The organism is Leptonema illini DSM 21528 (genome assembly GCF_000243335.1).
In the GTDB taxonomy this organism is placed as follows: domain Bacteria; phylum Spirochaetota; class Leptospiria; order Leptospirales; family Leptonemataceae; genus Leptonema; species Leptonema illini.
In genome coordinates, this window is the sequence record NZ_JH597773.1 from 3,363,890 (window position 1) to 3,387,158 (window position 23,269).

General features: G+C 53.4%; 31 protein-coding genes. 26 read left to right on the top strand and 5 right to left on the bottom strand.

The genetic code is table 11. The features are described from left to right. Positions 1-70 precede the first annotated feature (70 nt). Positions 71-553, top strand: coding sequence for a DUF1564 family protein (locus LEPIL_RS15365; RefSeq protein ID WP_002773792.1), 483 nt, complete (start codon positions 71-73; stop codon positions 551-553). 76 nt (positions 554-629) lie between these two features. Here LEPIL_RS15365 and LEPIL_RS15370 read toward each other — a convergent pair whose 3' ends face one another. Both LEPIL_RS15370 and LEPIL_RS15375 read right to left on the bottom strand, forming a co-directional pair. Further along, positions 630-1,940 (bottom strand): glycosyltransferase, encoded by a 1,311-nt coding sequence (locus LEPIL_RS15370; protein ID WP_052608529.1) that lies wholly within the window; start codon positions 1,938-1,940, stop codon positions 630-632. Positions 1,941-2,008: 68 nt separating this feature from the next. Next, positions 2,009-2,386, bottom strand: a complete 378-nt coding sequence (locus LEPIL_RS15375) for a hypothetical protein (protein ID WP_002773796.1) — start codon at positions 2,384-2,386, stop codon at positions 2,009-2,011. Between the two features lie 98 nt (positions 2,387-2,484). Between LEPIL_RS15375 and LEPIL_RS15380 the strand changes: the two genes are divergently transcribed. The 23 genes from LEPIL_RS15380 (at position 2,485) to LEPIL_RS15490 (ending at position 18,576) form a co-directional block, all read left to right on the top strand. Then, a complete protein-coding gene (locus tag LEPIL_RS15380) occupies positions 2,485-3,117 on the top strand; it encodes a hypothetical protein (protein ID WP_002773798.1) in 633 nt (210 codons plus the stop codon). A 55-nt stretch (positions 3,118-3,172) separates the two neighbouring features. Beyond that, positions 3,173-4,834, top strand: coding sequence for a cation:proton antiporter (locus LEPIL_RS15385; protein WP_002773800.1), 1,662 nt, complete (start codon positions 3,173-3,175; stop codon positions 4,832-4,834). Between the two features lie 40 nt (positions 4,835-4,874). Continuing rightward, positions 4,875-6,323, top strand: coding sequence for a UDP-N-acetylmuramate--L-alanine ligase (locus LEPIL_RS15390; protein WP_002773802.1), 1,449 nt, complete (start codon positions 4,875-4,877; stop codon positions 6,321-6,323). A 73-nt stretch (positions 6,324-6,396) separates the two neighbouring features. Continuing rightward, positions 6,397-6,966 (top strand): FMN-binding protein, encoded by a 570-nt coding sequence (locus tag LEPIL_RS22380; protein ID WP_002773804.1) that lies wholly within the window; start codon positions 6,397-6,399, stop codon positions 6,964-6,966. After that, positions 6,963-7,451 (top strand): hypothetical protein, encoded by a 489-nt coding sequence (locus LEPIL_RS15400; RefSeq protein ID WP_002773805.1) that lies wholly within the window; start codon positions 6,963-6,965, stop codon positions 7,449-7,451. The genes LEPIL_RS22380 and LEPIL_RS15400 overlap by 4 nt, the downstream gene beginning before the upstream one ends. Next, a complete protein-coding gene (locus LEPIL_RS15405; RefSeq protein ID WP_002773807.1) occupies positions 7,451-7,990 on the top strand; it encodes a hypothetical protein in 540 nt (179 codons plus the stop codon). The genes LEPIL_RS15400 and LEPIL_RS15405 overlap by 1 nt, the downstream gene beginning before the upstream one ends. A gap of 31 nt (positions 7,991-8,021) precedes the next feature. Then, entirely contained in the window at positions 8,022-9,056 is a 1,035-nt protein-coding gene (gene lsa33 / locus LEPIL_RS15410; protein WP_157135095.1) for a surface adhesin Lsa33, read from the top strand. Between the two features lie 124 nt (positions 9,057-9,180). After that, a complete protein-coding gene (locus LEPIL_RS15415) occupies positions 9,181-9,582 on the top strand; it encodes a hypothetical protein (protein WP_040918950.1) in 402 nt (133 codons plus the stop codon). A 1-nt stretch (position 9,583) separates the two neighbouring features. Next, on the top strand, positions 9,584-9,874 hold the full coding sequence (locus tag LEPIL_RS23540) for a hypothetical protein (RefSeq protein WP_143464657.1): 291 nt from the start codon (positions 9,584-9,586) through the stop codon (positions 9,872-9,874). A gap of 264 nt (positions 9,875-10,138) precedes the next feature. After that, positions 10,139-10,354 (top strand): hypothetical protein, encoded by a 216-nt coding sequence (locus LEPIL_RS15420; protein ID WP_040918951.1) that lies wholly within the window; start codon positions 10,139-10,141, stop codon positions 10,352-10,354. Between the two features lie 329 nt (positions 10,355-10,683). After that, positions 10,684-10,992, top strand: a complete 309-nt coding sequence (locus LEPIL_RS15430; protein WP_040918954.1) for a hypothetical protein — start codon at positions 10,684-10,686, stop codon at positions 10,990-10,992. Further along, complete coding sequence (locus tag LEPIL_RS15435; protein WP_143464656.1) at positions 10,965-11,246, top strand: hypothetical protein; 282 nt, start codon at positions 10,965-10,967, stop codon at positions 11,244-11,246. Before LEPIL_RS15430 ends, LEPIL_RS15435 begins: the two co-directional genes overlap by 28 nt. 66 nt (positions 11,247-11,312) lie before the next feature. Then, a complete protein-coding gene (locus tag LEPIL_RS24200) occupies positions 11,313-11,480 on the top strand; it encodes a DNA/RNA non-specific endonuclease (protein ID WP_078123295.1) in 168 nt (55 codons plus the stop codon). A 9-nt stretch (positions 11,481-11,489) separates the two neighbouring features. Continuing rightward, on the top strand, positions 11,490-11,885 hold the full coding sequence (locus tag LEPIL_RS15440; protein ID WP_002773812.1) for a hypothetical protein: 396 nt from the start codon (positions 11,490-11,492) through the stop codon (positions 11,883-11,885). Between the two features lie 735 nt (positions 11,886-12,620). Beyond that, entirely contained in the window at positions 12,621-12,860 is a 240-nt protein-coding gene (locus LEPIL_RS15445) for an addiction module protein (RefSeq protein WP_002773814.1), read from the top strand. Beyond that, the gene (locus LEPIL_RS24205) at positions 12,847-13,155 is read left to right on the top strand and encodes a type II toxin-antitoxin system RelE/ParE family toxin (RefSeq protein ID WP_002773816.1); all 309 of its coding nucleotides are present in this window, start codon (positions 12,847-12,849) and stop codon (positions 13,153-13,155) included. Before LEPIL_RS15445 ends, LEPIL_RS24205 begins: the two co-directional genes overlap by 14 nt. A 157-nt stretch (positions 13,156-13,312) precedes the next feature. Then, positions 13,313-13,552: an addiction module protein gene (locus LEPIL_RS15455; RefSeq protein ID WP_002773818.1), complete on the top strand. Its 240-nt coding sequence runs from the start codon at positions 13,313-13,315 to the stop codon at positions 13,550-13,552. Then, the gene (locus tag LEPIL_RS15460) at positions 13,539-13,850 is read left to right on the top strand and encodes a type II toxin-antitoxin system RelE/ParE family toxin (protein WP_002773820.1); all 312 of its coding nucleotides are present in this window, start codon (positions 13,539-13,541) and stop codon (positions 13,848-13,850) included. The genes LEPIL_RS15455 and LEPIL_RS15460 overlap by 14 nt, the downstream gene beginning before the upstream one ends. Before the next feature lie 139 nt (positions 13,851-13,989). Further along, positions 13,990-14,223 carry an addiction module protein gene (locus LEPIL_RS15465; RefSeq protein WP_002773822.1) on the top strand — a complete coding sequence of 78 codons (234 nt, stop codon included), beginning with the start codon at positions 13,990-13,992 and terminating at the stop codon, positions 14,221-14,223. Positions 14,224-14,342: 119 nt separating this feature from the next. Then, positions 14,343-14,957: a hypothetical protein gene (locus LEPIL_RS15470; RefSeq protein ID WP_002773830.1), complete on the top strand. Its 615-nt coding sequence runs from the start codon at positions 14,343-14,345 to the stop codon at positions 14,955-14,957. Positions 14,958-15,548: 591 nt separating this feature from the next. Further along, positions 15,549-16,193, top strand: coding sequence for a TetR/AcrR family transcriptional regulator (locus tag LEPIL_RS22385; RefSeq protein WP_002773832.1), 645 nt, complete (start codon positions 15,549-15,551; stop codon positions 16,191-16,193). Continuing rightward, positions 16,193-17,362 (top strand): acyl-CoA dehydrogenase family protein, encoded by a 1,170-nt coding sequence (locus LEPIL_RS15485; RefSeq protein WP_002773834.1) that lies wholly within the window; start codon positions 16,193-16,195, stop codon positions 17,360-17,362. The genes LEPIL_RS22385 and LEPIL_RS15485 overlap by 1 nt, the downstream gene beginning before the upstream one ends. Positions 17,363-17,373: 11 nt before the next feature. Then, a complete protein-coding gene (locus tag LEPIL_RS15490) occupies positions 17,374-18,576 on the top strand; it encodes an acyl-CoA dehydrogenase family protein (RefSeq protein ID WP_002773836.1) in 1,203 nt (400 codons plus the stop codon). 115 nt (positions 18,577-18,691) lie between these two features. Here the strand turns inward: LEPIL_RS15490 and LEPIL_RS22390 are convergent, their stop codons facing one another. The 3 genes from LEPIL_RS22390 to LEPIL_RS15505 all read right to left on the bottom strand — a co-directional run bounded on the left by LEPIL_RS22390 (position 18,692) and on the right by LEPIL_RS15505 (position 21,898). Beyond that, positions 18,692-19,315: a TetR/AcrR family transcriptional regulator gene (locus tag LEPIL_RS22390; RefSeq protein WP_002773837.1), complete on the bottom strand. Its 624-nt coding sequence runs from the start codon at positions 19,313-19,315 to the stop codon at positions 18,692-18,694. A gap of 126 nt (positions 19,316-19,441) precedes the next feature. Next, a complete protein-coding gene (locus LEPIL_RS15500; protein WP_002773838.1) occupies positions 19,442-21,412 on the bottom strand; it encodes an AMP-dependent synthetase/ligase in 1,971 nt (656 codons plus the stop codon). Between the two features lie 51 nt (positions 21,413-21,463). Then, a complete protein-coding gene (locus LEPIL_RS15505; protein WP_040920459.1) occupies positions 21,464-21,898 on the bottom strand; it encodes a globin domain-containing protein in 435 nt (144 codons plus the stop codon). A gap of 103 nt (positions 21,899-22,001) precedes the next feature. Here LEPIL_RS15505 and LEPIL_RS15510 point away from each other — a divergent pair, with 103 nt between their 5' ends. Together LEPIL_RS15510 and prmC are read left to right on the top strand one after the other, a co-directional pair. Continuing rightward, the gene (locus tag LEPIL_RS15510) at positions 22,002-22,391 is read left to right on the top strand and encodes a hypothetical protein (RefSeq protein WP_040918961.1); all 390 of its coding nucleotides are present in this window, start codon (positions 22,002-22,004) and stop codon (positions 22,389-22,391) included. Next, positions 22,391-23,236, top strand: a complete 846-nt coding sequence (prmC, locus tag LEPIL_RS15515; RefSeq protein WP_002773844.1) for a peptide chain release factor N(5)-glutamine methyltransferase — start codon at positions 22,391-22,393, stop codon at positions 23,234-23,236. The genes LEPIL_RS15510 and prmC overlap by 1 nt, the downstream gene beginning before the upstream one ends. Positions 23,237-23,269 lie beyond the last annotated feature (33 nt).

The window sequence follows — 23,269 nt, forward strand, 5'->3', positions numbered from 1 at the left end:
CTGCCCCAAAGGTAATCGTTGCCGCAGGAATTCTTTTTCCAGTTTGGCCCTTTTTCGACCTTCCACTTGTATGAACGAACAGACTTGCGTGGATCAAGAGCCATACTACCGCTCTCGCTCAACACTACTCATTCCTGAATCGTATTTTAAGCGGTTCTTCTGGCGAAGCCCCTACATAAAAATCGGACATTGGGCTCTTGCCTCTTATCTGAGCGGGCTTATGAATGATCCAGAGCTGGATTACAAACTCGGCTTCCTTGAGAGGACCGGTAAGTGGAAGAAGCAATATCAGGAAGGAGAGCAGAACCTGGTGCGTGTGAATTTTTACCCGGATGACCGGGATTGGGGGAGGCTGTCGGCGATTTCGAATGCTACGGGGTTTTCCCGGTGTTATATCTTCGTTTACCTGATGTTGATCGCAATGGGGGTACTCTCTCTGGACGATGGAGGAACTCCTTCAGTTTGGGAGAAGGACCACTGGAACCCAGTAGTCATCTGCACCATTTCGGTCGATGCGATCACCAGAAAACTCACGAGAATCCTGCAAACATAGCATCCGCCCGCCCCGTAACCCTGTACTCAGCCCTTATTCGTGCATGCCTGGGATTTACCGCGCCCGTATCGCGCCCTCATTGCTCGATAACGCCGCCTTCCTCCCCCGGATGCACCGGCTGATAGACGGGCCCTTTCTGACGATCGCTGCGATAGTCGGCGATGACCTTTTCGTAAAGCGCTTCCAATCGATCAGCGCATTCGAGAATGTTATGTTCGCTTGCGATCTCAAGGCTCTGAGTCGAGAACGCCTTATACAGCGCCGGATCTTTCAGAATCCTCTCGGTGCGCTCTGCCATGTCGATATGGTGCCCGGGTTTTACTACGAAACCGTTGCGGCCTTCCTGGATCAGCTCGGGCAGAGCAAAAGCGCTCACACCGACGCAAGGCAGACCGCAGGCCATCGCTTCAAGTACGACAAGGCCCTGCGTTTCCATCGTCGAAGCGGTAAGAAAAAGATCGTAGTTCGGATAAACATCGGGCAGCGTCTCTCGCGAGACAAAGCCGTGAAACGTAACGTCGTCCAGCAGGCCGAGATGGCGCGCCTCAATCTTCATCGACGTCAGCGCCGGACCATCGCCATATACATCGAGCGTGATACCTGGAAAACGCTCTTTCAGCAGAGCCAGCGCCCGCAGTACAATTTCGACGTTCTTTTCGAATGAGATGCGGCCGACGTGGATCAGCTTCGGAGCACGCTGCGGAACCTCTTTCACCGCACCATTACGAAACAGAGTAAAGTCCATCCCGTTTGAGATGACGGCAATCGGTTTCTTCACGTCGTGTTCGAGCAGCTCCTGCTTGATCATCTCGCTCGGCGTAATAATCGTCTCGCAGGTTTCGTATAACTTATTTGTCAGCTTCCAGATAAGCGCCTTTTTCAGGCCGCCCGTCGCTATCTGTTCGACCTTTTCAAGCTTTTCAAGGCGCTTCTTCACCTTCTTATCGGCCTTGAAGTAATCGAGAAGTTTATCCACCTTGAGCAGACGATAGAATGAGAGATACGTCTCCTGCTCTGAAACAAGCGTATGATATGTGCCCACCATGGGGATGCCATACATCTTCGAGGCAAGCACACCGTACTGGCCGAGCAGTCCGGGCGTTTGAATATGAATGATATCGGCGTTGAAGTCACGCACCGCCTTCAGGATTTTTTTCTGCGATGGCAGGACGACCTTCACGTCGGGATACGACGGAAGAGATGTGTTCTTAAATCGGTAGGTTTGGATGGCCGGACCATAATCGGGTTCTTCGCCCTCCGAATATTTCGGACAGCAGATGGTGAATTTGTGGCCTTTGTCGGCCAGAAGACGGCAGAAATGATCGACGGAAACGGCGATGCCGTCGATTTTCGGAAGAAAAGTATCGGTAAAGATGGCGATGTTCACGGTGCCTACAGCATGCACATCATCCGCGGATGGCAAACAAAAAAGAGGCGGCCCCTGTTACAAAACGATTACGGCTTCTGCCCTTCGCGGAATTGCTCGATCGCATCCTGCCGGAAGGGTTCCTGATCCCTTTTCAGAGGACCGATGTAGAAGAACTGGCTGTGTAGCCAGAGCAGGACGTAGAGAATCACCGAGGTGCCCATTGCAAAGATGCTGCGGCGCAAAATTCGGCTTTCGATGCGGCGAACCGGGCCGGTCGGATCAGAGGTCAGGCGCTCGAACTCCCCCTGTCTTCTTGCCTTCCAGAGCAGGGCGACCATAAACAGCGCAAGCGGAATCGCCACGGCCAGCACGACGGGAAAGAGAACGGGCACAAAGGCCAGCCCCAGCAGCAGAAACGAGAGGACGGACAGAAGAATCCAGCCTGTTTTTCGCAGCAGTCGCACGAGAATGCTTTCCTCCGACGATTCGTGCGGGCAAGTACGAAACCGAGTCGGGAGAAAAAGGTTTACCGGACGGCCCTTATGAAGGATCTGAGCACAGCATGCGCGATCCGCTCCGCACGATACGATGGCTTGAGGCCATATTGAACGATCCCACAAGGGCTCTGCAAATACGCAAGGAGCGCACACCGGGACGCGGCATGCGAGATTTTCGCGAAGACCATCTGCCCTTTCTACTCGGTTATCTTGCGATTCTGCTTTTCAGCCCTTATCTCTGGTACCGCGTGCTCTCCTACGAGAATACTCCTTTGTTCAAGGCTCTGCTGACGACGGTTCGTGGCATGCTCATACCTGCCTTCATCGTATTGCTCTTTCTAACCTTCGTCGGCCTCTATGATCGCTTTCTCGAAAACCGTTTCACACCGGGCCCCACCCGGTCGGCCGAAATCGATCCCGAGCAGCATAACAGATCTCTGTTCTTTGCCCTGCCCGTCTCGGCCTCGCTTCTCTTCTTCTGGATTCATCCGCTTTTCGGATACCTGATGCTTCTGGCCGCCGTCGCCTACTCCCTGATTCAGATCGTACACTTTCAGGCCCTGCACGAAAAGGCAACAATTCGCAGAACGGCGGCCATGCTTATCGCCTTCGGCGGAGTTTTTCTTCTGCCTGTCGTCGCTCTCCTACTTGCTTATAATCTTCTTTTAACGACGCGCATACTGCTCGATCTCTTCTGACATCCGAAATGTTCTGAAGCAGGATCGTGCCGATGACTAACGAACGGAGTTTTTCATGGACCATCACGGCCTGACCATCATACAGGACATCGGCTGGAGTATCGTCTTTGCCGGCGTCACAGCCTATCTGGCCCGCTTACTCAAGCAGCCTCTGCTTCTCGGTTATATCGTCGCCGGCGCCGTGCTCGGTCCGAATATCGGCATCGGTATCGTCAAGAACGAAGAGAGCATTCATCTGATTTCAGAGATCGGTCTGCTGATGCTGCTTTTCATCATCGGCCTTGAGATCCGCCTGCCCGATCTCATGAAGCTCGGCAAAGAACTCTTTCTTCTCGGCGTTATCCAGTTCGTCGGATCGGTGGCCATAGGCCTGCTCGTCTTTCAGCTCGAAATCTTCAAGGTCGGTGACGGCCCCTACGACACGCTCTATCTTGCCGTCGCCACTTCCATCAGCTCGACTCTGATCGTCGTCAAACTGCTTCAGGAGAAGTTCGAGATCAAGACCGTCGCCGGACGTATTACGCTCGGCATCCTCGTCTTTCAGGACCTGTGGGCCATCCTGTTTATGGGCGTGCAGCCGAACCTCAGCGATCCACAACCGTTAACCATCCTGCGTTCGTTCGCCGGCGTCGCCGGACTCGTCGTGCTTTCGTTCTCGATCAGCAAGTTCGTTCTGACGCGTCTTTTCTCGAGCGCATCAAGCAGTCCGGAGCTGGTGCTGCTTACGGCGATGGCGTGGTGCTTTTCCGTAGCGGGATTCGCCTCGTTCACGGGTCTTTCGCTTGAGATGGGCGCCCTTGTCGCCGGCATGAGTATCGCCGCCTTCCCGCAGGGCAACGACGTCATCTCGAAGGTATCGGGCATCCGCGATTTTTTCATTACCCTGTTCTTTGTCGCTCTGGGTATGAAGGTGCCGCTTCCGTCGCTTGAGATGCTCGGACTGGCCGCTCTGCTGCTTGTATTCGTCTTTGTTTCGCGCATCATCACGATGGTACCGACGGCCTATTTCACAGGTACCGGGCTTCGTGCCGGACTGCTCTCTTCGTTGAACCTGTCGCAGATCAGCGAGTTCTCGCTCGTTATCCTTACACTCGGCGCCGGCTTTGCTCATGTATCGACGGAGCTGCAATCCCTTGTGCTTACGGCGATGCTACTCGGAGCGCTCACGTCCACCTACACGATCCTGTTCAATGCACAGCTTGCGCGCATGTTTATGAAGCTCTTTGCCACGGTCGGATTTCGCGAAAAAGGAGAAAAGGATCGCGGCGACGAAGAAGAAGGCGATCACCGCGACATCGTGCTGCTCGGCTGCTACCGTATCGCTCAGGGACTGCTTGAGCGTCTGGAACGCGAAGAGCCCGAACTCGTTAAGCGCATCCTTGTCGTCGATTATAATCCGAGCCTGCGCGCCTCGCTGGAACAGCGCGGTTATAAATGGGTGTATGGCGACCTCGCACATCCGGAAAGCCTGCATCATAGCGGCATTGAAGAGGCCTCGCTTGTCATCTGCTCGATATCCGACGTTTTCTTGAAAGGCATCACCAACCGTCGCCTGCTTTCGGTCTTGAAGACGCTTGCTCCGCATGCACAGCATATCATGACCTGCGATGATCCACATGAGGCCGAAGAACTGAAGGCCGACGGCGCCGTGCATGTCGTCGTTCCTGGCTGGATCGCCGGACACGATCTTTACGAGCAAGTGAAACCGCTCGTCTGAATGCGCTTTACCGGCACGGGGCGCTTTGCGAACTGGAGCCATGCGCATCCATCTGATCGGCGTCGGCGGAGCGGCCATGGGCAACCTGGCCGCCATGTTAAAAGAGGCCGGCCATACGATCACCGGCTCTGATCAGGCCCTCTATCCTCCGATGTCGGACCGGCTTAAAGAATGGAACATCGAGGCCGGTCCGTTCGATCGCAGCCGCATCTATTCGGACGGCAGAGCGCATGCCGATCTGTATATCGTCGGCAACGTCATCTCACGCGGCAATATCGAACTGGAAGAGGTGCTCGATCATAACCTGCCTCTTACAAGCATGTCGGGAGCGCTCTACGATTTCTTCTTAAAAGGACGCCGTGTGCAGGTCATCGCCGGCACACACGGCAAGACGACGACATCGTTCCTGCTACATCACATCCTGCATCATGCGGGACGCAAGCCCGGCCTCTTTGCCGGAGGCATCCGCGCCGATGGGCATCCGGGGTATGCTCTGCCCGGAGCCGAGCTTTTCGTGATCGAAGGCGACGAGTATGACACGGCCTTCTTTGATAAAGGGCCGAAGTTCCTGCATTACCGACCGACCGATCTGGTGCTCACGCATGTTGAGTTCGATCATGCCGATATCTACGAAAACTTCGAGGCCTACAAGCGCGCCTTCCGTCTGCTGCTGCGCTGGATTCCGTCGACGGGCAACGTCGCCGCCTTTGCCGGGTCGTCTGGCGTGCGCGAGGTGATGAAGTCGCTGCCGGCGGGGCAGTCTCTCTGGTATGGATCTGCGGCAGATGGGGATCTGCTGGATCAGGTCGGAACTCCGACCGGATTTTCGGGCTTTCGTCGGGAGGCCCGGCGCATCTACCTTGATGGAATCGGAGATGCCGACGTCCCCTTTATCGGCGCCCACAACACGGCAAACGCCCTCGGCGCTGCCTTGATCGCCCGGCAGCTCGGCGTTTCGGGCGAAAAGATCCTCGAAGCGCTGAGCAACTTCCCCGGCGTGCTGCGGCGACAGCAGATCCGCCGGCAGGTCGGAACTCCGACGGGAAAAGAGATCGTCTTTATGGAGGATTTCGCCCATCATCCGACCGCTGTGCAGGTCACCGTAGACGCCGCCAGGCAGGCGTATCCGCATCATCACATCATCGGGCTTTTTGAGCCCCGCAGCGCCACCTCGCATCGCAACACCTTTCAGAAAGAGTATGAACAGGCCTTCTCGGCCCTCGACGAGGCCTTTCTCACCGATGTATTCAATCCGGGCAAGGTAGCGTCTGATGAAAGGCTGGACGTGGCGGGGCTGGTGGAGTCGCTCAAGCAGTCGGGGCGGAGCGCGCATTTTGCCGCATCGCCCGATCAGCTGTTCGAGCAGCTTAAGGACCATCTGCAAAAAGGCGTCGGAGTTCCGACCTTGATCCTCGCCATGTCAAACGGCGGATTTGGAGGCATCTATTCAAAGATCGATGCCCTTATAGACGCCTTACAGAAGGGTTGACGGCGCCCGCCTGTGAATTTTACTGATTCTCAGTCTCAGAAAACTTGTTTTTCGAGACTGTTCGGAGACCACGATGCACAGAACTCTCTCGAAATCTCACGGCCTCTTTGCGCCGCGGCGCTGGCTCGCTGGCCTTTTACTTGTCTCGCTCGCCCTGCCCGCCGCCGCCCAGGCCCGGGTATACACAACTCCCGAACAGGCGCTTGAGCAGGCCTTTGGCAAGAACTACGAAAAGAAGCGGCTGCATCTGTATCCGGCGCAGAAAGAGGCCATCGAGAAGAAGATCGGCCGTGACGTAAAAAGCCGACTCTACACCGTCTATGTCGGATTCGACGCAAACAAAAGGACGACGGGCTATGGCTTCTTTCATACCGAGCGCGTCCGCACAAAAGAACAGACGCTTTTCATCGTCGTCACGCCCGACGAGAAAATCCGCGACGTCGTGCTCATCAGCTTCTACGAACCCGACGACTATGCGCCCACCGATCGCTGGCTGAAGCTACTGCTCGGCAAATCGAAATCCGACGCGCTAACGCCCGGCGTCGATCTGCCCGCCATCAGCGGAGCGACGTTAACCACACGCAGCTCGGCCGATACGGCGAAGCTTGCCCTGGCCCTGACTGTTTACGCGAAGCAACTATGAAGTTCTTTATTACGGGAACAATCCGAAGCGAGAAAGGGCCGCGGGCCATTCTTACGTTCACGCTGCTTTTCTTTCTCGTCTTTCTCGCTATGAACGTCGCCCTGCTTTTTGCGCAGACCGGACTGCTTCCCTCGCAGATCGCCGAGCTACACGAGCCGTCGACCGTGATGCGCCTTGAACGCACGCATGTGCAGCTCTTTCTCTTCACGCTCGTCTATGTGATCAGCGCCTCGATCTTCTTCCAGACACGCATCGGTCCGGGATTCAAACGCTTCGGACTATTTGCCGGAGCACTGTTAACCTTTTTCTACATCGTTTCGTATCCGCTGCTACTGACTGCAGATGCCTTGCCCGTATATCTTTATTCGATCGCTACGATTGCCGTGCATCTCTGGTACGCCTTACTCATCGGTTATCTTCTCTATGATCTGTATGCACCGGCCGGGCATCTTGCACCGGAACATCCGGTGTCTGGAGAGCATTGATGCGCGACCCCGATCTGAAAAAAGATCAGCGGTTCTGGAAGGTCATCCTCATCGCCTTTTACGCCTTCTCGTTTTTGCAGCTTCTCAGCGGCACGTATCTTTTCTTCGAAAAGATCGGATGGCATCCGGCTGACATCGTCGAATACTACCACGGCTCAGAGGCGATGCTGGCTCAGTTTCCCGGTCGCCCTGACCGCTTCAAGAATCCGGCCAGCTGGGAGGGACGTCTGGAAACCGTATTTGCCCATGCCATCGCCTACTCCGTGCTTGTGCTTGGATTGACGCATCTGCTGCGTTCGTCCGTTAAGGGCGGGCGGCGCTTTTATGATGTAATCTCCTTCGTTTTCTTTGCCGCTGCGGCCGCCGACCTCGGGCTCGACTTCGGCATCCTGCTTGCTCCCTGGTGGGTGGCGCCGCTCAAGCTTCCGGCCTTTCTGCTCTTTGTCTCGTCAGGATTCCTGACGCTGTTCCTTCTATCGCTGCGCATGATGCGCGATGCATCCGTTCCTTTTTCAGACCGATCTCAAAAAGCAGATTGACGGCCGCCGTTTTTCGGAATCCGATCGACCTATGAAATCCAACGTTCTTCGCCGCAGAGCTGCGGCGCTTGCAGTGACATTTGCACTTGTTACAGGCGTGATCGCTTGCAAAGATAAAGCGACTCCGGCCGATCTCCAGGGCGCCATCCTGACTGCCGTCAGCGGACAGGTGACGCTGATCAAAGGAGATACGAAAACGACGGTAACGGCCGACAAGCTCTACTCAAAAGAGGCCATGCTTCTCAGCGGAATGATTCTCGAAACGGGAAAAGACGGCAAGGTAGACATGCAGTTCCAGACAGGCACGCAGCTCCGTGTCGGACCTTCCAGCCGCATCAAACTCGAAAACGCTCAGGTACTTACGGGCGAGAACTTCTCGCAGACGCTCATCCGCATCGACTCGGGCTCGCTTTATACAAAGGTGAATCGCCTTGAGAAGGGCTCGTCGTTCTCGCTCATCACTCCGACGGCGACGGCATCGGTGCGCGGCACGGACTTTCTCACGAAGGTTGAAGAAGGCGAATCCAGCGTTCTCGTACAGGACGGCGCCGTTGCCGTAACCGACGATGAATTCAAGAAGGAAGAGGTCGTCGAAGGCGGCAATAAGGCCGAGGTCGACAATGCCAGCGTCGACGTGAAGCCTCTTGATGAAGAGGATAAGAAAGAGCTTCAGGAATACGGCTCGAATATCCAGGGCATCACCGAACAGGGACGTCAGCAGATCAACAGCATCTTACAGACCTTCGAAGAGAACAAGGCTGAGATCATGAAGGCCATCGAAGGACAGAAAGAGGCCAACAAAGAACTGATCGAAGGCCAGAAGGAAAACAACCGAAAGCTTATAGAAGGACAGCTCGAATCCAACCGTCAGCTGATGGAACAGCAGAAGGAACGCGACCGTGAGGCAAAAGAAGCCATTGAGTCGCAGGGCAAAGAGGATGTGAAGAAGAACGTCGAAGAAGGCCGTCAGGGCATCGAAGAGCAGAAAAGCCAGAAGCCGACGAATACACAGTCCGAAACGCAAAGCGAGCTTGATCGCATCAAGCAGCAAAAGCCCGGTAACTGATAACGCAGAAGCCGCCCTGATCGGGGCGGCTTTTTTGTGCGAAGGGGGAGGAGCCGGGAGTCGGGAGGGGTAGAGCTGGGCCACAAAGAGTGGAGTCGGGCTTGCGGATGATCTGATTCGTCCTATGGATGCGAGTGGGCTACCATTCAAAGGTCCAAATCAAACAGCTGGACAATTCCTTTCTGACACTATTGTAGCTCGAGAGCTGAAAGGTGTTAATTTTTCTTATAAACCAATTTATGATTCGAATTTGAAAAATGCTGGTGAAGCTGTCTTGGGACAAAAAAGCTTCATCGGACCACAAGCATTTAATCCAGAATTGATTGGCAAAAGAAGTTTGTTCTCAAAACCACTTACACAACGTCAAACAGCAGCATGGGTTCAATTGCACGAGGATCTTCATCAAAGAATATTTCAACGCGCCGCGCAGTCCAGTAAGTGGAGACAATTGTTTAAGAATCCAACTGCTGAACACAAATATATGGACGAAGTTCTAAACCGATACTTTCAAATGCGAGGATGGTAAAATGATAGATGCAAATACTGTTCGAAATATATTACTAAATGGATCCTTGAAAGAAGTATTAGGATTGAAATGCCCAGAGTGTGGAAGATTGCTTGAAATTCAATACTCAAGTGGTTCTGGAGGATCATATGCAGTCAATTGTGAATGTTTTAAATTTGGCTTGCGGGGAGATGGTGTTCCTGAACCTGAATGGGTAAAAGATGTGGATAGGAGTATGCGAGTATATGATATAGAATCCAAATATGAATTCAGGGTAACTATTGAACATGGTGAAATAATAAAAGAAGGATAAGTCACAAAGAGTGGAGGGGGGGGTTAGTCGGTGTCGTTGGAGGTAGGGGGCTTCCTTATTTGTCTGAGAATCCAACTGTTCGCATGATTGCTCAAACAGAAGAAATGCCATGCGGGGTTGCGTGCAGTCGACAATTATTGAGAGAAAGTGGAGTTTTCGTTTCAGAAGATGCTCTAGGTCGCTACGAAATATCATCCAAAAACGGGAACTGTCGCTGAAGATATTGCAGAGACCTTAAATCAACACTTCAGGACAGATAAGATATTGGGTGGAACTGCCGATGTTGATGATCTGGCCGCTTTTGCTAGGCAACATGATGCAACATGGATGGCTTTGTTGAAAAAACCTTCCGGCAACCACTGGGTAATTGTAGATGATCTGGATGAAGCTGACCTCATGACGATAAGAGATCCTGCAAGTTTGAATGGTCTGGGAGGCGGTTTCGGCACTCGTGCGACAATGATTTTGACAGATTCTTAGAACAATGGCGATTGTCTGGATATGGTGCAGTATGGTGATGCTATGGAGATGGAAACAGCAAAGGAAAGATTAACCGAAGTGGGTTTACGAGCCCGAATTGACAGAGAGCATAGATCATTGTTCGGAGGGATACCTTCCTCTCGGGGCAGTGTGCTCATACATGGTTTCTTTATGTATGAGTCCGATGGTAAATGGATCGTGGAGTTTGCCGATGACGGGCAAATTCCTGTATGCCATAAGCACGAAACCCTTGAGGAAGCGGTTCAGACTGTTGTAGGGCGTTTAAGGTCTGTCATGTGAGCTGGGGTGTCCATAAAGGTGACGCAGAAATGTATGAAGCAATTCGGCGGATCGGTTTTGCGGATAATCTTGGTACAGGCGCTACGCAAACTGCAGAACTTCTTAATGGTGTATTAGGCCGGAAAGCGTTTCAAGGCGGTAGTCTCCCCTATGAAACTATTCCTGAGGCAGCGGCTTGGTTAAAAGCCAATTCTAATGCAGAGTTCATGGCGGTATTACGTGGTGCTGGCGGAAAAGATCATATGGTCATCGTAGACGGCCTTGAAAAAGGTATTCGATCCTGGGGGGCCGAAAGTTCCGGAGGGCGGTTTTGGAACTCGAGGCACCATCTTATTTGATGATTTTATGGAAAAATGGCGGGCAGTCAAGTCAGCTAACTGGAGGAAATCAATATATGCGCCTTTTTCCACATGAAATACTCATAAAAAATCTGAAGCAGGAAATTCCCGTTGATGCAAAAAGACAGTATCTGACTCAAGAGCAAGCTTATGATAGGTTAAAAGCGTGGACGGGACAAGATTTTGGTCTGAATGTAAAGAAGTGGGAGGAATGGTTCCGAAAGGATGGTAAATTAAGTATGAAAAAACAATAGAGCAGTCGCACTTTTCGTACTGTAGCTCTACACTGTTGTCACAAAGAGTGACCTGACCCCTTAAAATTGGAAAAAGAATGGCAAACTGCGCTCGATAGGGGAAGTGAGGTTACGGTTGATATCAAACCAACTTATCCTGGAAACTCACTTCGCCCGGATTCGATCGAAATACTATACGCGATTGATAATAAGCGATACTGGCGAAGCTTTGAGAATGTCTCTGCACTACAGTGAGGTTTATATATGAATAGCACGATTGAAAGCATCTACCATCAACTTGGCACCTATGCGCTGGCCTATGCGGAAAGATTAAATGGAAAACTGCTAATCTATGCGGAGATTGAAGAAGGCGTTATATCAGCAGATATGTTTTACCATGAAGGGAGTCGAAAAGTTGTAAGATTTCGTTTCTGTCCCAAAGAGATTCGAGAGTTTATCAAGGACCTCTGGAAAGAATGGCAGAAGGTGACGGGAAACAAGGAATGGAATGGAATGATTTTTATCCTTGAGAATACTAATTTTAATATAGAATATATATATCCAGATCAGATGATTGAGGATGGAGGTCTGCATGATCGCCGTGATAGAGTCGTGACGGATCATTTTGGTAACGCTGATATCGACTATTCCAGCCCATGAATAATGAACTGATTGTTGTCCTGATTCGTGTCCGCTGCCCTGCACGCTTGCGTGTGGAAATGAAAGAAAGGCGAGCTGTCCCGTCTCATTAACAATGTTTTCCGCTGAAACAGGCAGAAATTCATTGGGAGCTGGGATAGGGCAGGATTGGGGCGGGAAGGAGTATTTTACGGGTGAAACAAACATCGGCAATACATTCATGAACAGCCCATCATGGAGCCGGTCGCGCCAACCCGCCCGGTCATGCGTCCGGTTTTAATCAACACGTCGGTGCGTTCTTATGCAGCGTCGGCCCAGTGAAAGCCATACGCAAGTGCTCTCTGTCAGCGTAAGAACGACTGAGGAGCTTCGCTTCCAGAGAAGGCTTTGGAGAAATCGGTCTTCCCGCCGGAGCATCGCCCGCAAGAGCAAGATGGGTGCTATGGCCGTTATACACACCCGCCCCCTTGTTGCATCTGCTCAGCGCCGGGCTTTTTGCGGTGAGCGGCGCGGCGGGTTGCGCCGCGAACAGGCAAAGCCCTTTCCCTCCTTTTGAGCACCCCCGAAAAGAACCCCCACCTATCAGAATCGGGAGAGGGAGCCCCTGCGCGCGAAAATGTGGACTATCCTGCATCGGCCGCCCGGCCTCCCCGTGAAGGAACGGAAACGATTGGACAACCGGCGCTGCTCGGGGCGTAGAAAAGGAGTGGACGGAAAGCCGTGAAGCGAAGAGCTTAGGAGGCGAGGAAAACGGTGATGGCGAAGATGACACTGGAAGAAGTGAGAGAAGCCGTGAAGGAGCTGAGCGAAGAAGAGCAGGAGATCCTTTACCTGTATCTTGCCGGCGCAATGGGAAAAGAGACTCCTGAACATGAAAAAGCCTGGCAGGGAGAAATCGAGCGGCGTGTGACAGAGATTCAATCCGGATCCGCGGTTCTTTATGATGGCGATGAAGTGATGGCAGAGGTCCGAGCGCTGGTAGATGAAAAGATATAAATTCGGCGAACATGCAAGGCAAGAGCTGATCTTAACGACAAAAGGTTATCGGGCAATATCCGCTTCACTCAGCAGACGATTTGTCAAGGAATTCCAAGCTACTCTATCAACGATACGTCAGTTTCCCGAGATCGGGGTCCAGAGTTACGGCGGTGCACAGAAATTTCATCTTGATGTTTTCAAATATACAATTGTGTATATCGTGTTAGATGATATTGTTCATATCGTTGCCGTTGCCCCTCAGAGAAAAAAACCGGGTTACTGGAAAGATCGCCTGAGGAACATACATCAATAAACCAGCCGCCCTCCTGCTGCATGTGCTCAGCGATGGCTCCTGGCAGGGAGGCCCGAGGCCGCGGACGGCCGCAAGGAGACAATCGCCCGCCGCCCCTCGAAAAACAGTAGACTCCGCCGACAAACGAGTGATTTCTTGAAACGAGCGAGGTGAGGACATGAGAAAGACTCTGGCAGAAATAGAAAAGGATATAAAAGATCTAACCATTTCGGAAAAAGAATTACTTGTGGACGAACTTCTTCTTGACATTGATCAAACTCCACGGGCAGAAGTAGACCGGTTACGTCATGAGCTTATCAAGCGACGTTATGCTGATGTTATCGAAGGCAGAGTTCAAGGCGTTGATGGCGACGCAGTAGTTGAAAGAATCAGAACAAAGCTAAATGAAAAGAATTGAACTCCATCCAGAAGCCGAAGAGGATGTCGAGCAAGCAGTCAGTTACTATGAAGAAAGAAGGTCGGGTTACGGGAGCAAATTTCTTGATAATTATGTAAGCGCTACAAGTTTTATCCGGCAATTCCCCGAGTCCGGAACCCGGTATTACGAAAGGGTATTGTTTACCACACTGAATGATTTTCCCTATTCTATTTTCTATTTGAATCTTGAAAGAAGCATCTTTGTTCTTGCTGTTATCCATGATAGACGCCGACCCGGTTTCTGGCTTGATCGCCTGAAGGGTGCTCAGTTCGACTAACCACCGATCGGTCTTCCGCTGCATATGCTCAGCGTCGGCTCCTGGTAGTGAGGCCCGAGGCCAGGGACGGCCGTCCCACGAAAAACAGTAGACTTCGCCGACAAACGAGTGATTTCTTGAAACGAGCGAGGTGAGGAAGATGGCGACACTGAAACAGGCAGAGCAGATTGTCAATGAATTGTCCGAGTCCGACAGGAGAGCCCTACTACAGAAACTCATCGACAGAGTCGATCCAGTTAGTCCAGAAATAGAAAAAGCATGGCTTGACGAATCGCGGAGCCGCCTTGAAGCGATGCGTGACGGTACGCTTGAATTAATTGATGAAGAAGAAGCTTTCTCGCGGGCCTTCAAGTCTTTAGATGGAAAATCTTAAGTTTAACCGATTTGCTCTTTACGAAATGATCGAAGCCGCACAGAATTTGACCAGTAAAGCTCTGACTGAGGGCATGATTCGGCCCCCTTTGCGAAAGCCAGAGTAAAGGAACATCAACGATGAAAAGCACTTATACCAACCCTCGCAGTGGCCCCCTGATGGTGCTATTCTACTTTCTTATTCTCACAGGCGTAGCCGTTGGATACTGGGTAATGCTCCAGCATTTAAAGAATGAAGGCTTTGCGTATTATTTCTTAATGTATTTTTTCTATCCGTTTGGTTTCATATCCGGAATATATATCTTCATATCAGAGATGCGTGGCGCCTATAAGATTCAATTCTTTGAAGAAGCACTGCGCACATTCAGTATCACAGGGAAGCCCACAACAGTTCCTTATGCAGATATAGAACACATTGGTGAACGGACTTTTGGCCATAACTCTCTCTTCTCTGAACTGTTTGTCAGAACGCACTCCGGTATGGAAATAATCGTAACCTGGGATACTCCGATGCTGGGCGAGATAGTGGAGCGCACTATTTCAGAATCCAAAAATCTCGAGTCTTTGAACTTGAACGTCAAGAAGATCAATCAAGGAATATGGAAGAAGCCGCCCGATACTCAACTTTTGGAAGAGGCCTATCATCGCGCAGAAGAGAACCGAGGCCGCGGCACCCCCGCTCCCAAAAAACAGTCGACTCCGACGACAAACGACAGTTCGATCCCACATCGATGAATAGCAAAACATTATGCGCCCTGATTCTATTCGCATCCACTCTCCATCCCTGTAGAGAGCCCATGCATGAAGCCCATGAAGCCATCCCGGCAAGAATGCCTGCCGCGAGTATCTCCCTGGCTAACTTTGAGACAGGCAAACGTCTGGAGCTTATCCCAATACCGGAATCCCTTCCATCCGGGACCCCCTCACATCCACTCTGGCTGACCGCCGACGGCAATGTTAAGAGCTCGAATATCATGCAGCAATGCGCCCCTGATCAGACGGGCTCATGGAAGCTTCAAAACGGCATTCTCATAGTTCACCTGCTCGAAACACACAGGAATCCTGTCTGCCTGGGGCAACGGGCGCCATTCAGGACAAGAACCACTCATTACAGGATTCTCGAATTGAATTGTGTCTATGCAGAGAACGGAAGAGGAGAAGGCCTGGCCCTGTCGGCTGAAAAAGTCAGATTCATGGTGCTTTGCGAGGATTAGCCTTGCCGCTCCCTCCCCCGAAAAATCCCCCGCTTGCCATTCTCGGCCCTGCTCATTCCAGAGTATTTTTTGATTGACAAGTCAATCAATATCGGATGGTCTGAGAACAGCCGTGACAGACCTACCAGAAACATCCCCCGAAACCGATCGCCAGGGCAAGAAGCGCAAGAACAGCCAGGACCGAATCTTTCGATCCGCTGTATCGGTGCTTGCTCAAAAAGGCTACCACAATACGAGGATCACCGATATCGCACGCCATGCCGGCGTCGCCTACGGCCTTGTGTATCACTATTTCGGTTCGAAACAGAACATTCTCGAAGTCATCCTGAACGAGGTCGGATTGCGCTTTAACGAACGACTCGACCGCATCGCCGCCGACGAAGGCAGCGTGCGCGAGAAGCTGGGCCGCGTCGCCGACTACATGTTCGACTCCTATCTGGCGAACGAAGATATGATCCACCTGCTTGTGAACGAGGTCGTGCACGGGCCCGGCACGGAGCGCGGTATCGAGATCGCATCGGATCTGATCGGGCGCATCAGCCGCATGATCAGCGAAGGCGTTCAAGACGGCGAACTGCATCCAGGCCTTGAGCCGCAGGTGATCGCCCTGAGCTTCTTCGGATCGGTGCAGATGCTGTTAACCTCGCTTGTCGCCGGGTACTACGACCGCCGCGGACAGAAGCGCATCGCCATCGTCAAAAGCCTCAAACAACAGGTCAGATTACTGTTACAGAACGGCAGCTACGGGAGTCTCTGATGAACTTCGCGCTGAACGACGATCAACTCGCCTTTCGCGATGCGGTGCGCCGCTTCGCCGTCGAGCACGTTCGTCCGAGCGTGGAGTCGCGAGATGCCGAAGAGCGGTGGGATGCCGATATCTGGTCGAAGATGGCGGCGATGGGCCTGCTCGGTCTGCCCTTTCCCGTCGAATACGACGGTCAGGGCGCCGGATGTCTTGATACCGTTCTGGCCACCGAGGCCTTTGCCGAAGGATCGGCAGACGGTGGGCTAACGCTTTCCTGGGGAGCCCATTCCATCATCGGCTCGATGCCCATCGTGCTCTGCGGCACCGAAGAACAGAAGCTCCGCTATCTGCCCGCCCTTGCTTCGGGCCGTATGATCGCCGGTCTTGCTTTAACCGAACCGGGCTCGGGCTCCGATGCGGCGGGTTCGATGCTCAGTCGCGCCGAGAAAAAAGGCGATCGCTATATTCTTAACGGCTCGAAGACGTTCATCACAAACGGTCCGATCGGCGACCTCTTTACCGTCATGGCCGTCACGCAGAAATCACGTGGACCTATGGGCATCTCGGTCTTTCTCGTGCAGCGCGACTTCCCCGGCTTTCGCGTCGGCAAGCGCCTGAAGAAGATGGGCATGCGCACCAGTACGACATCCGAGCTGTTCTTCGACGACGTTGAGATTCCCGAAGAGAACCTGCTCTCGCAGATGAACTCGGGATTCCTTCGCGTGGGCCGGGCGACGCTCGAATGGGAGCGCACGGTGCTCGTCGCCGGAGCGTTAGGCTCCTTACAGTATATGATCGACGAGGCCGTCCGTCATGCGAAGCAACGCGAGCAGTTCGGCGAGCCGATCATCCGCTTTCAGGCTATTCAGGAAAAGATCGCACGGGCCCGCATCGCCCTTGATACGGCGCGACTGCTTGTGTATCGGTCCGCACTGTTAAAGGATCAGGGTAAGGCCGCCCCGCTGGAATCGTCGGTGGGCAAGGTCTATGCGACCGAGGCCGTGATCCGCTCGGCCTACGAGCTCGGCCAGGTATTCGGCGGCTACTGCTTTCTGGCCGAGTATCCGATCGAACGCATGTATCGCGACGCCCGACTGTCGACGATCGGAGGCGGAACCTCAGAGGTGATGCGTTCGATCATCGCCGCACATCTCACTGCAAACGAACGCCTTTCGGCGTGATCGGAGGCCATATGCAAACGTTAACTGAAACGCTCGACTATGAGCTTGACCAGGGACAGCGTGAATTCCTTGCCTCGTTCCGCCGCTTTTTAGAGGCCGAGATCGAGCCTTCCGTTCTTGATATCGAGAAGACGGGCATTCCGCGATCGCATTTCGCCGCCCTCGGCCGCTTCGGATACAATGGCCTCCTGCATGAAGAACGATTCGGCGGATCGGATGCCGATCACGTAACGACGATGCTCGCCGAGATCGAGCTTGCCGCCGTCTGCGGTTCGACCTTCTTCAGCGTCGGAGCGTCGGCGGGGTTATACGGCATCCCCCTTCGATTTCACGGAACGGAAGCGCAGAAAGAACGGCTGCTTCCGGCGCTGATTAAAGGCGAACTGATCGGCTGCCTCTCTGTTACCGAACCGCAGGCCGGCTCGGACGTGCAGGCCATTGAAAGCGCGGCGGTGAATCACAACGGAACGATCTTGCTTAAAGGACGCAAGACCTATATTACGAACGCACCGATGGCCGACCGCAGCCTCGTTCTGGCCCGCTACCATGACGGCAACCGTGACCGTGGCCTGACGCTTTTCGACGTAGATCTGAACGCAGAGGGCGTACATCGCAGCCGTCCGTTCGAGAAGATGGGGCTCCGCGGATCTAAGACCGGCGAGTTAACCTTCGACGACGTTTCGCTCACAGAAGATTCCATCGTCGGAACGCCCGGCCGCGGATTTCTCGCCGTCATGCAGGTCTTTGACGTCGAACGGCTTTCGATGGCCGCTTATGCGACGGGCGTTATGCGATCCTGCCTTGAAGATTCCCTGGCCTTTTCTCGCAGCCGCAAGGCCTTCGGCAAGCCGCTGTATAAACATCAGAGCGTCGCCTTCATGCTTGCCGATATGAAGACCGAACTTGATGCGACGATGCTGTATCTGCTTGAGACGGCCTATCTGTTTGATCGTGCGGGCGGCAAATCACGCCTCATCCACAACGGAGCGGTCGTTGATCTGAGCGCCCGGGCATCGGCCTTAAAGATACAGGCATCTGAGGCCGGCCGCAAAGTCGCTAACCTTGCCGTACAGATTCACGGCGGCGCCGGATACATGGAAGAGTACAGAGTATGTAGACTGTATCGAGATGTGCGCCTTGCCGAGATCGGCGGAGGCACGACAGAGATTCAAAAGCAGATCGTCGCCCGTGCCGAAGCAAAGCGGGTGAGCTGATCCTAATCGGCTCATTATTGTTCGACAGGTCTCGGAACGCCGGAGCAAATCAGAGCTCCCCGTAAAAAAAGGCGCAGGGGACCGAAGTCCCCTGCTCGCAACCACTCGGTTCGACTCAGCCCTTTTTCAGGACAAGAGCACGAATGCTCTCGCGGAAGAGCGCTTCGCGATTCGATTCATTTTTAAGAACGTCAAGCAGAACGATGGCCGTCTGGATGAACGCATTGCGTGCCAGATCGGTTTTCATCCGCAGCAGCCCGTCGGAATTGAGCGGTCGCAGAACGGAATCGGTCTGACTCTGGATTTTGCTGACAAGCTCGGCAAGATCACCCGGATCATGCAGAATATAACGCAGCGCGAGCGTAAGGGCGTCGCCGTTTTCATCCCACATTGCCGTATAGACTTCGATGAGATTGTCGAGGCCCTGCTGAGCGGTACCGGCCTTCTTCTCTTTCATAGCCTTGATGAGCTCTTCAAGAACGGGGCGGATCACCTCACGGAGGATCTCTTCTTTCGATGCGAAGTGGCTGTAAAGCGTCGCACGTGAGATATCGGCCTCGTCGGCCACATCTTCGAGACGAACACGATCCAGACCGACGTCTACAAAGCGTTCGGTAGCAATCTCAAGAATGCGCTTGCGTGCACGCTCTCGTCTGCGTTCCACACGGGGCAGTCGCCTTTTCATGCGCGGTTCGCCGGCCGCACCCTTCTTTTCTGTTGTCTTGGTTCCTTTTTCCATTAACTTACCTCTCGGATCTGAGCGATTCCGGTCTGCCGGATCGCCCTTTCTTTTATCTTTATATTCGACGTCTGATTCTTCTGCTATCTGGATATTTTTCCACACTGGAAAATTCTGTAAAACAAATTAAGAATGACCTTCTCCGTACATACGATCCATAACACCGGCATACATGTCGTAAACAACATTTCGTTTAATTTTCATCGTCTCTGTCATCTCACGGCCCTTCTCAAACTCTTTACCGAGAATGGCAAAGTGTGTAACCTTTTCAAAGGCCTTGAATCCATTCTGTGCCGATATGGAATGTTTGATCAATTCGTGAAAGAACTCCCGCACATGAGGGTCAGAATCCCACTCCGTCATCGCTTCCGGAGCCGTGTGGCCGACTTTTGTCAATTCTTCAGCTACACGATCTTTATGCGGAACGATCAGAGCGGCAAGACTCTTACGATCCTGCCCGACAACGACGACCTGCGCTATATAAGGTGAGGCGGCCAGTCGCAACTCAATAGGGCCAGGTTCGACATTCTCTCCACCGGCAAGCACGATCGTATCTTTTGCCCTTCCCGTAAAACGGATCTCGCCCGTTGTCGTCCAGGCAAAAAGGTCGCCCGAGTTCAGCCATCCGTCTTGTAGAACCTCGTCGGTCTTATCCTGTGCTCTATAATAGCCTTTCATAATATGAGGGCCTTTATGCCAGGCGACTCCGCGCTCACCGGGTCGCGTGATGATGCGGCCGTATTCGTCCCGCAGCTGAATATGAACTCCGGGCAACGGCGGCCCGACGCAGGCGCGACGCGGCCAGGGAAGGCGGCCCATCACCGAAACGGCCGTCGTCTCTGTCATCCCGTAGGCGTCCACAATAGGAATATAGACAGAACGAAAGAAATCGGCAATATGTCCTGGAAGAGCGCCGGCGCCCGAAATTGCATAGTTGAGCCGCCCGCCGAAGATATCTTTAACTTTTTTGAGAACGATCTGCGCTGGAAGATTCAACCAGAACGTAACAAGCAGCACAGCGACAGATATACCCTTACGAATCCATGTCTGTGCAGGTGTTTCTTCTTCTATTAGAGCAATACGATCGAATAGATTATCAAGAGCATCCATATGCAGACCGGCCACGTTAACGGCCATGTGAAAGATCTTCTGCTTCTCTTCGGGCTGTTTGCGCACGCCGTCCATGATACGCTTGTAAAGCTGCTCCCAGACGCGTGGAACGGAGACGAGAAGCGTGGGCCGGATCGTCTGTAGATCACCGGCCAGATGCAGGATGCTTGAATTCGCCATACTTGCACCACATGCAATCAGGGTCAGTTCAAGTACACGTTCGGCGATATGCCAGGGCGGTAAAAAGATAACGGCGCGATCCTTTTCGTTGAGCGGAGTACTGAGCTGAACCTGCGCCACCTCCCAGCAAAAATTGCGATGCGTGAGCATGACGCCTTTGGGCGTTCCGGTCGTGCCGCTTGTATAAATGATCGTTGCAAGGTCATCAGGTCGGATGGCCAGGCCGCGCTTGCGCAAGAATTCCTCGCCGTGCTTGCGAATCAGCGCATGCCCTTTATCAAGTGCATCCACCAGAAAATGCAGCTTTACGTCGGGGGCCTTCGAATGCTTGACGGAGCGTTCTTCGGCAAAGCGCAGCTCCCATCGATCGTTGCGAAAGCCTTTCGGGCCTTCAATGCACAGAATATGCCGGATGTGAGGAAGCTCTCCGATCAGGTCGGCGATCTTCGAGAGCATCTTCTCATTCTCGACGATCAAGACGGAGCATTCCGTATGGTTGAGGATAAACAGGATATCCTGCTCGGTGGCGTCGCATCCGCGCGGAACGTCGACGCAACCGATAGTGCTCAGGCCGAGGCTGATCAGATTCCATTCGTATCGATTATCGCAGAGGAGGCCGACCGCATCGCCATGATCGAGACCGAGCTCGAAGATCATGTAGGCCTGAAAGCGTTTCATATCGGCTCGCCAGCTGCTGTAAGAAACGGCGGCAAACTCCTGCTTTTCAAGCCTTACCCAGTAACACGGACGCTCCGAGAAGGTGCGCGTCGTCTGGTATACAAGATGATAGAGGGACTCCTTTTCCATGCCTGCCTGCTCGGTTCCGTTTCCGGGTATTCTTCCCGACGGAACGTGATGTCAAACGGAATCTTTTGCGGAGTTCACCATCCAGCCGGCGAAGGAAACAAGAAAGGCCTTGAATTCCTCTCGATCCTCTTCGGGAAAGGGCAGATCGTCCATGGCGCGAAAGAAACAATCCAGCCACACATCCTTTGCCCGATCGGTGATCTCAAAAGGCATATGCCGGGCACGCATGCGCGGAGGGCCGTGCTTCGTTGAAAAGTGAGGAGTTCCACCCATGAGCTGAATAAAGAAATCGGCGTTCTTTTGAGCGGCGAACTCGACGGCATCGGGCTCGGTCGGAAACATGTGGGCGATCGAACTTTTCAAAAGATGATTATAGTGCAAACGGAGCAGCTGTCGCACGCCCTCTTCGCCGATCTTCTGGAGGATGTGTGGTCCCGGCGGATTTCCGGCCGGCGGGCCGGAAGAAGGAGTATGAAAATCTCTCATAATATAGGTAGGAATCTTCCTGGCCTCTGCAATGTCAATCGACCTCTGCATCAAGTAAAGTGGCTTGTGCGCCAGATGCCGCTGCGAATCCTGATCTTCCGTCATGAAATCCGCATTGCTACGAACGCTCTTCCTGGTCGGCGCACTCTCTGCCGGACTTCTATCCGGCTGCACGAAAGAGCCTCCGGTTAAGCCGGAAATTTTGAAAAAGCACGGACCGGCGGCAAAGGCCTTCTGCGAACAGATCGTCGAATGTGAACGAGAAGAGATGCGACAGCGTCTCGCCGACGACGTGCAGCGACGCACCTATCTCGAAGGACGCATGACCGATGCTGCCTGCATCGAGGCCCAACTGCGACGCATTGAAGAACGACCGGATTCGGTCGAAGCGATGGTCACCTGCACGACCGCTCTTTCTGAAGCGTCGGATTGCAAGGCAAGGCTTCTGCTTTTGCGAGAGCATGAGAGTTGCCGCTCCGCTCTGAATCTCTGATGGCCTACCGCCTGCAACAGTGCACCGAGGCCGGCGCCCGGCTTCTGAAAGAGTTCATGGCCGGAGCAGAGGCCCGGCGCGAGGCGCGCACGTTGATGCGTCATGTGCTCAAGCTGTCCGAACACGACTTCTTCAAAGACCCGCTTGCGCGCCTCAATCGAAGCGACTTCCATCGTTTTGCCTCTTTGATTCGGCGCCGGGCTAAAGGCGAGCCGTTCGCCTATCTTGTCGGCAAACGCGAGTTCTTCTCGGTAGAGTTTCAGGTGAATCCGTCGGTTCTCATTCCCCGCCCCGAAACGGAGGAACTCATCGAGCACATCCTGAAAGAGCATACTCATGCTCCGGCACGCATCGTCGACATCGGCACGGGCTCGGGATGCATAGCGGCGATTCTCGCCATGCAATGGAAGGCCGGTGAAATCCTCGCCGCCGATATCTCGGTCGATGCACTTGAGACGGCGCGACGCAACATACTCGAACTGGGGCTTGAAGATCGTATCACGCTCATCCATTCCGATCTTTTCGAGAGGATTCAGGGCAGCTTCGATATCGTCGTTTCGAATCCGCCTTACATAAAAAAAGAAGAGTTCGCGACCCTTGACCGAGACGTGCGCGACTTTGAGCCCGGAACAGCCCTTGTCGTCGATAATCCCGAGACCTTTTATCGTCGTTTCTTCGCACAGGCCTTACAGCATCTAAATACAGGCGGACGCATCTACATGGAAAGCTCGCCCGCTCTTCTGCTTGCACAGCGTCTTCTTGCAGAGCAGGCCGGCTTTGTCGACATCCGAATCGAAAAGGATCTGTCGGGGAAGGAGCGCTTCTTGATCGCCCGGAAGGCGTAAGATGCGTTATCCGATAGCCCCGCTGCGACAGAG

Excerpts from the sequence above, each read along its gene's own strand:
- LEPIL_RS15440 (WP_002773812.1), top strand. The coding sequence starts at position 11,490 with ATGAATAGCACGATTGAAAGCATCTACCATCAACTTGGCACCTATGCG.
- LEPIL_RS15510 (WP_040918961.1), top strand. The coding sequence starts at position 22,002 with ATGAAATCCGCATTGCTACGAACGCTCTTCCTGGTCGGCGCACTCTCT.
- LEPIL_RS15405 (WP_002773807.1), top strand. The coding sequence starts at position 7,451 with ATGCGCGACCCCGATCTGAAAAAAGATCAGCGGTTCTGGAAGGTCATC.
- LEPIL_RS15430 (WP_040918954.1), top strand. The coding sequence starts at position 10,684 with ATGTATGAAGCAATTCGGCGGATCGGTTTTGCGGATAATCTTGGTACA.
- LEPIL_RS15490 (WP_002773836.1), top strand. The coding sequence starts at position 17,374 with ATGCAAACGTTAACTGAAACGCTCGACTATGAGCTTGACCAGGGACAG.
- LEPIL_RS22380 (WP_002773804.1), top strand. The coding sequence starts at position 6,397 with ATGCACAGAACTCTCTCGAAATCTCACGGCCTCTTTGCGCCGCGGCGC.
- lsa33 (WP_157135095.1), top strand. The coding sequence starts at position 8,022 with ATGAAATCCAACGTTCTTCGCCGCAGAGCTGCGGCGCTTGCAGTGACA.
- LEPIL_RS15385 (WP_002773800.1), top strand. The coding sequence starts at position 3,173 with ATGGACCATCACGGCCTGACCATCATACAGGACATCGGCTGGAGTATC.
- LEPIL_RS15505 (WP_040920459.1), bottom strand. The coding sequence starts at position 21,898 with ATGAGAGATTTTCATACTCCTTCTTCCGGCCCGCCGGCCGGAAATCCG.
- LEPIL_RS15470 (WP_002773830.1), top strand. The coding sequence starts at position 14,343 with ATGAAAAGCACTTATACCAACCCTCGCAGTGGCCCCCTGATGGTGCTA.
- LEPIL_RS22390 (WP_002773837.1), bottom strand. The coding sequence starts at position 19,315 with ATGGAAAAAGGAACCAAGACAACAGAAAAGAAGGGTGCGGCCGGCGAA.
- LEPIL_RS23540 (WP_143464657.1), top strand. The coding sequence starts at position 9,584 with ATGATAGATGCAAATACTGTTCGAAATATATTACTAAATGGATCCTTG.
- LEPIL_RS15365 (WP_002773792.1), top strand. The coding sequence starts at position 71 with ATGAACGAACAGACTTGCGTGGATCAAGAGCCATACTACCGCTCTCGC.
- prmC (WP_002773844.1), top strand. The coding sequence starts at position 22,391 with ATGGCCTACCGCCTGCAACAGTGCACCGAGGCCGGCGCCCGGCTTCTG.
- LEPIL_RS15460 (WP_002773820.1), top strand. The coding sequence starts at position 13,539 with ATGAAAAGAATTGAACTCCATCCAGAAGCCGAAGAGGATGTCGAGCAA.
- LEPIL_RS15400 (WP_002773805.1), top strand. The coding sequence starts at position 6,963 with ATGAAGTTCTTTATTACGGGAACAATCCGAAGCGAGAAAGGGCCGCGG.
- LEPIL_RS15415 (WP_040918950.1), top strand. The coding sequence starts at position 9,181 with ATGGATGCGAGTGGGCTACCATTCAAAGGTCCAAATCAAACAGCTGGA.
- LEPIL_RS15380 (WP_002773798.1), top strand. The coding sequence starts at position 2,485 with ATGCGCGATCCGCTCCGCACGATACGATGGCTTGAGGCCATATTGAAC.
- LEPIL_RS15485 (WP_002773834.1), top strand. The coding sequence starts at position 16,193 with ATGAACTTCGCGCTGAACGACGATCAACTCGCCTTTCGCGATGCGGTG.
- LEPIL_RS15500 (WP_002773838.1), bottom strand. The coding sequence starts at position 21,412 with ATGGAAAAGGAGTCCCTCTATCATCTTGTATACCAGACGACGCGCACC.
- LEPIL_RS15465 (WP_002773822.1), top strand. The coding sequence starts at position 13,990 with ATGGCGACACTGAAACAGGCAGAGCAGATTGTCAATGAATTGTCCGAG.
- LEPIL_RS15455 (WP_002773818.1), top strand. The coding sequence starts at position 13,313 with ATGAGAAAGACTCTGGCAGAAATAGAAAAGGATATAAAAGATCTAACC.
- LEPIL_RS15390 (WP_002773802.1), top strand. The coding sequence starts at position 4,875 with ATGCGCATCCATCTGATCGGCGTCGGCGGAGCGGCCATGGGCAACCTG.
- LEPIL_RS15445 (WP_002773814.1), top strand. The coding sequence starts at position 12,621 with ATGGCGAAGATGACACTGGAAGAAGTGAGAGAAGCCGTGAAGGAGCTG.
- LEPIL_RS24205 (WP_002773816.1), top strand. The coding sequence starts at position 12,847 with ATGAAAAGATATAAATTCGGCGAACATGCAAGGCAAGAGCTGATCTTA.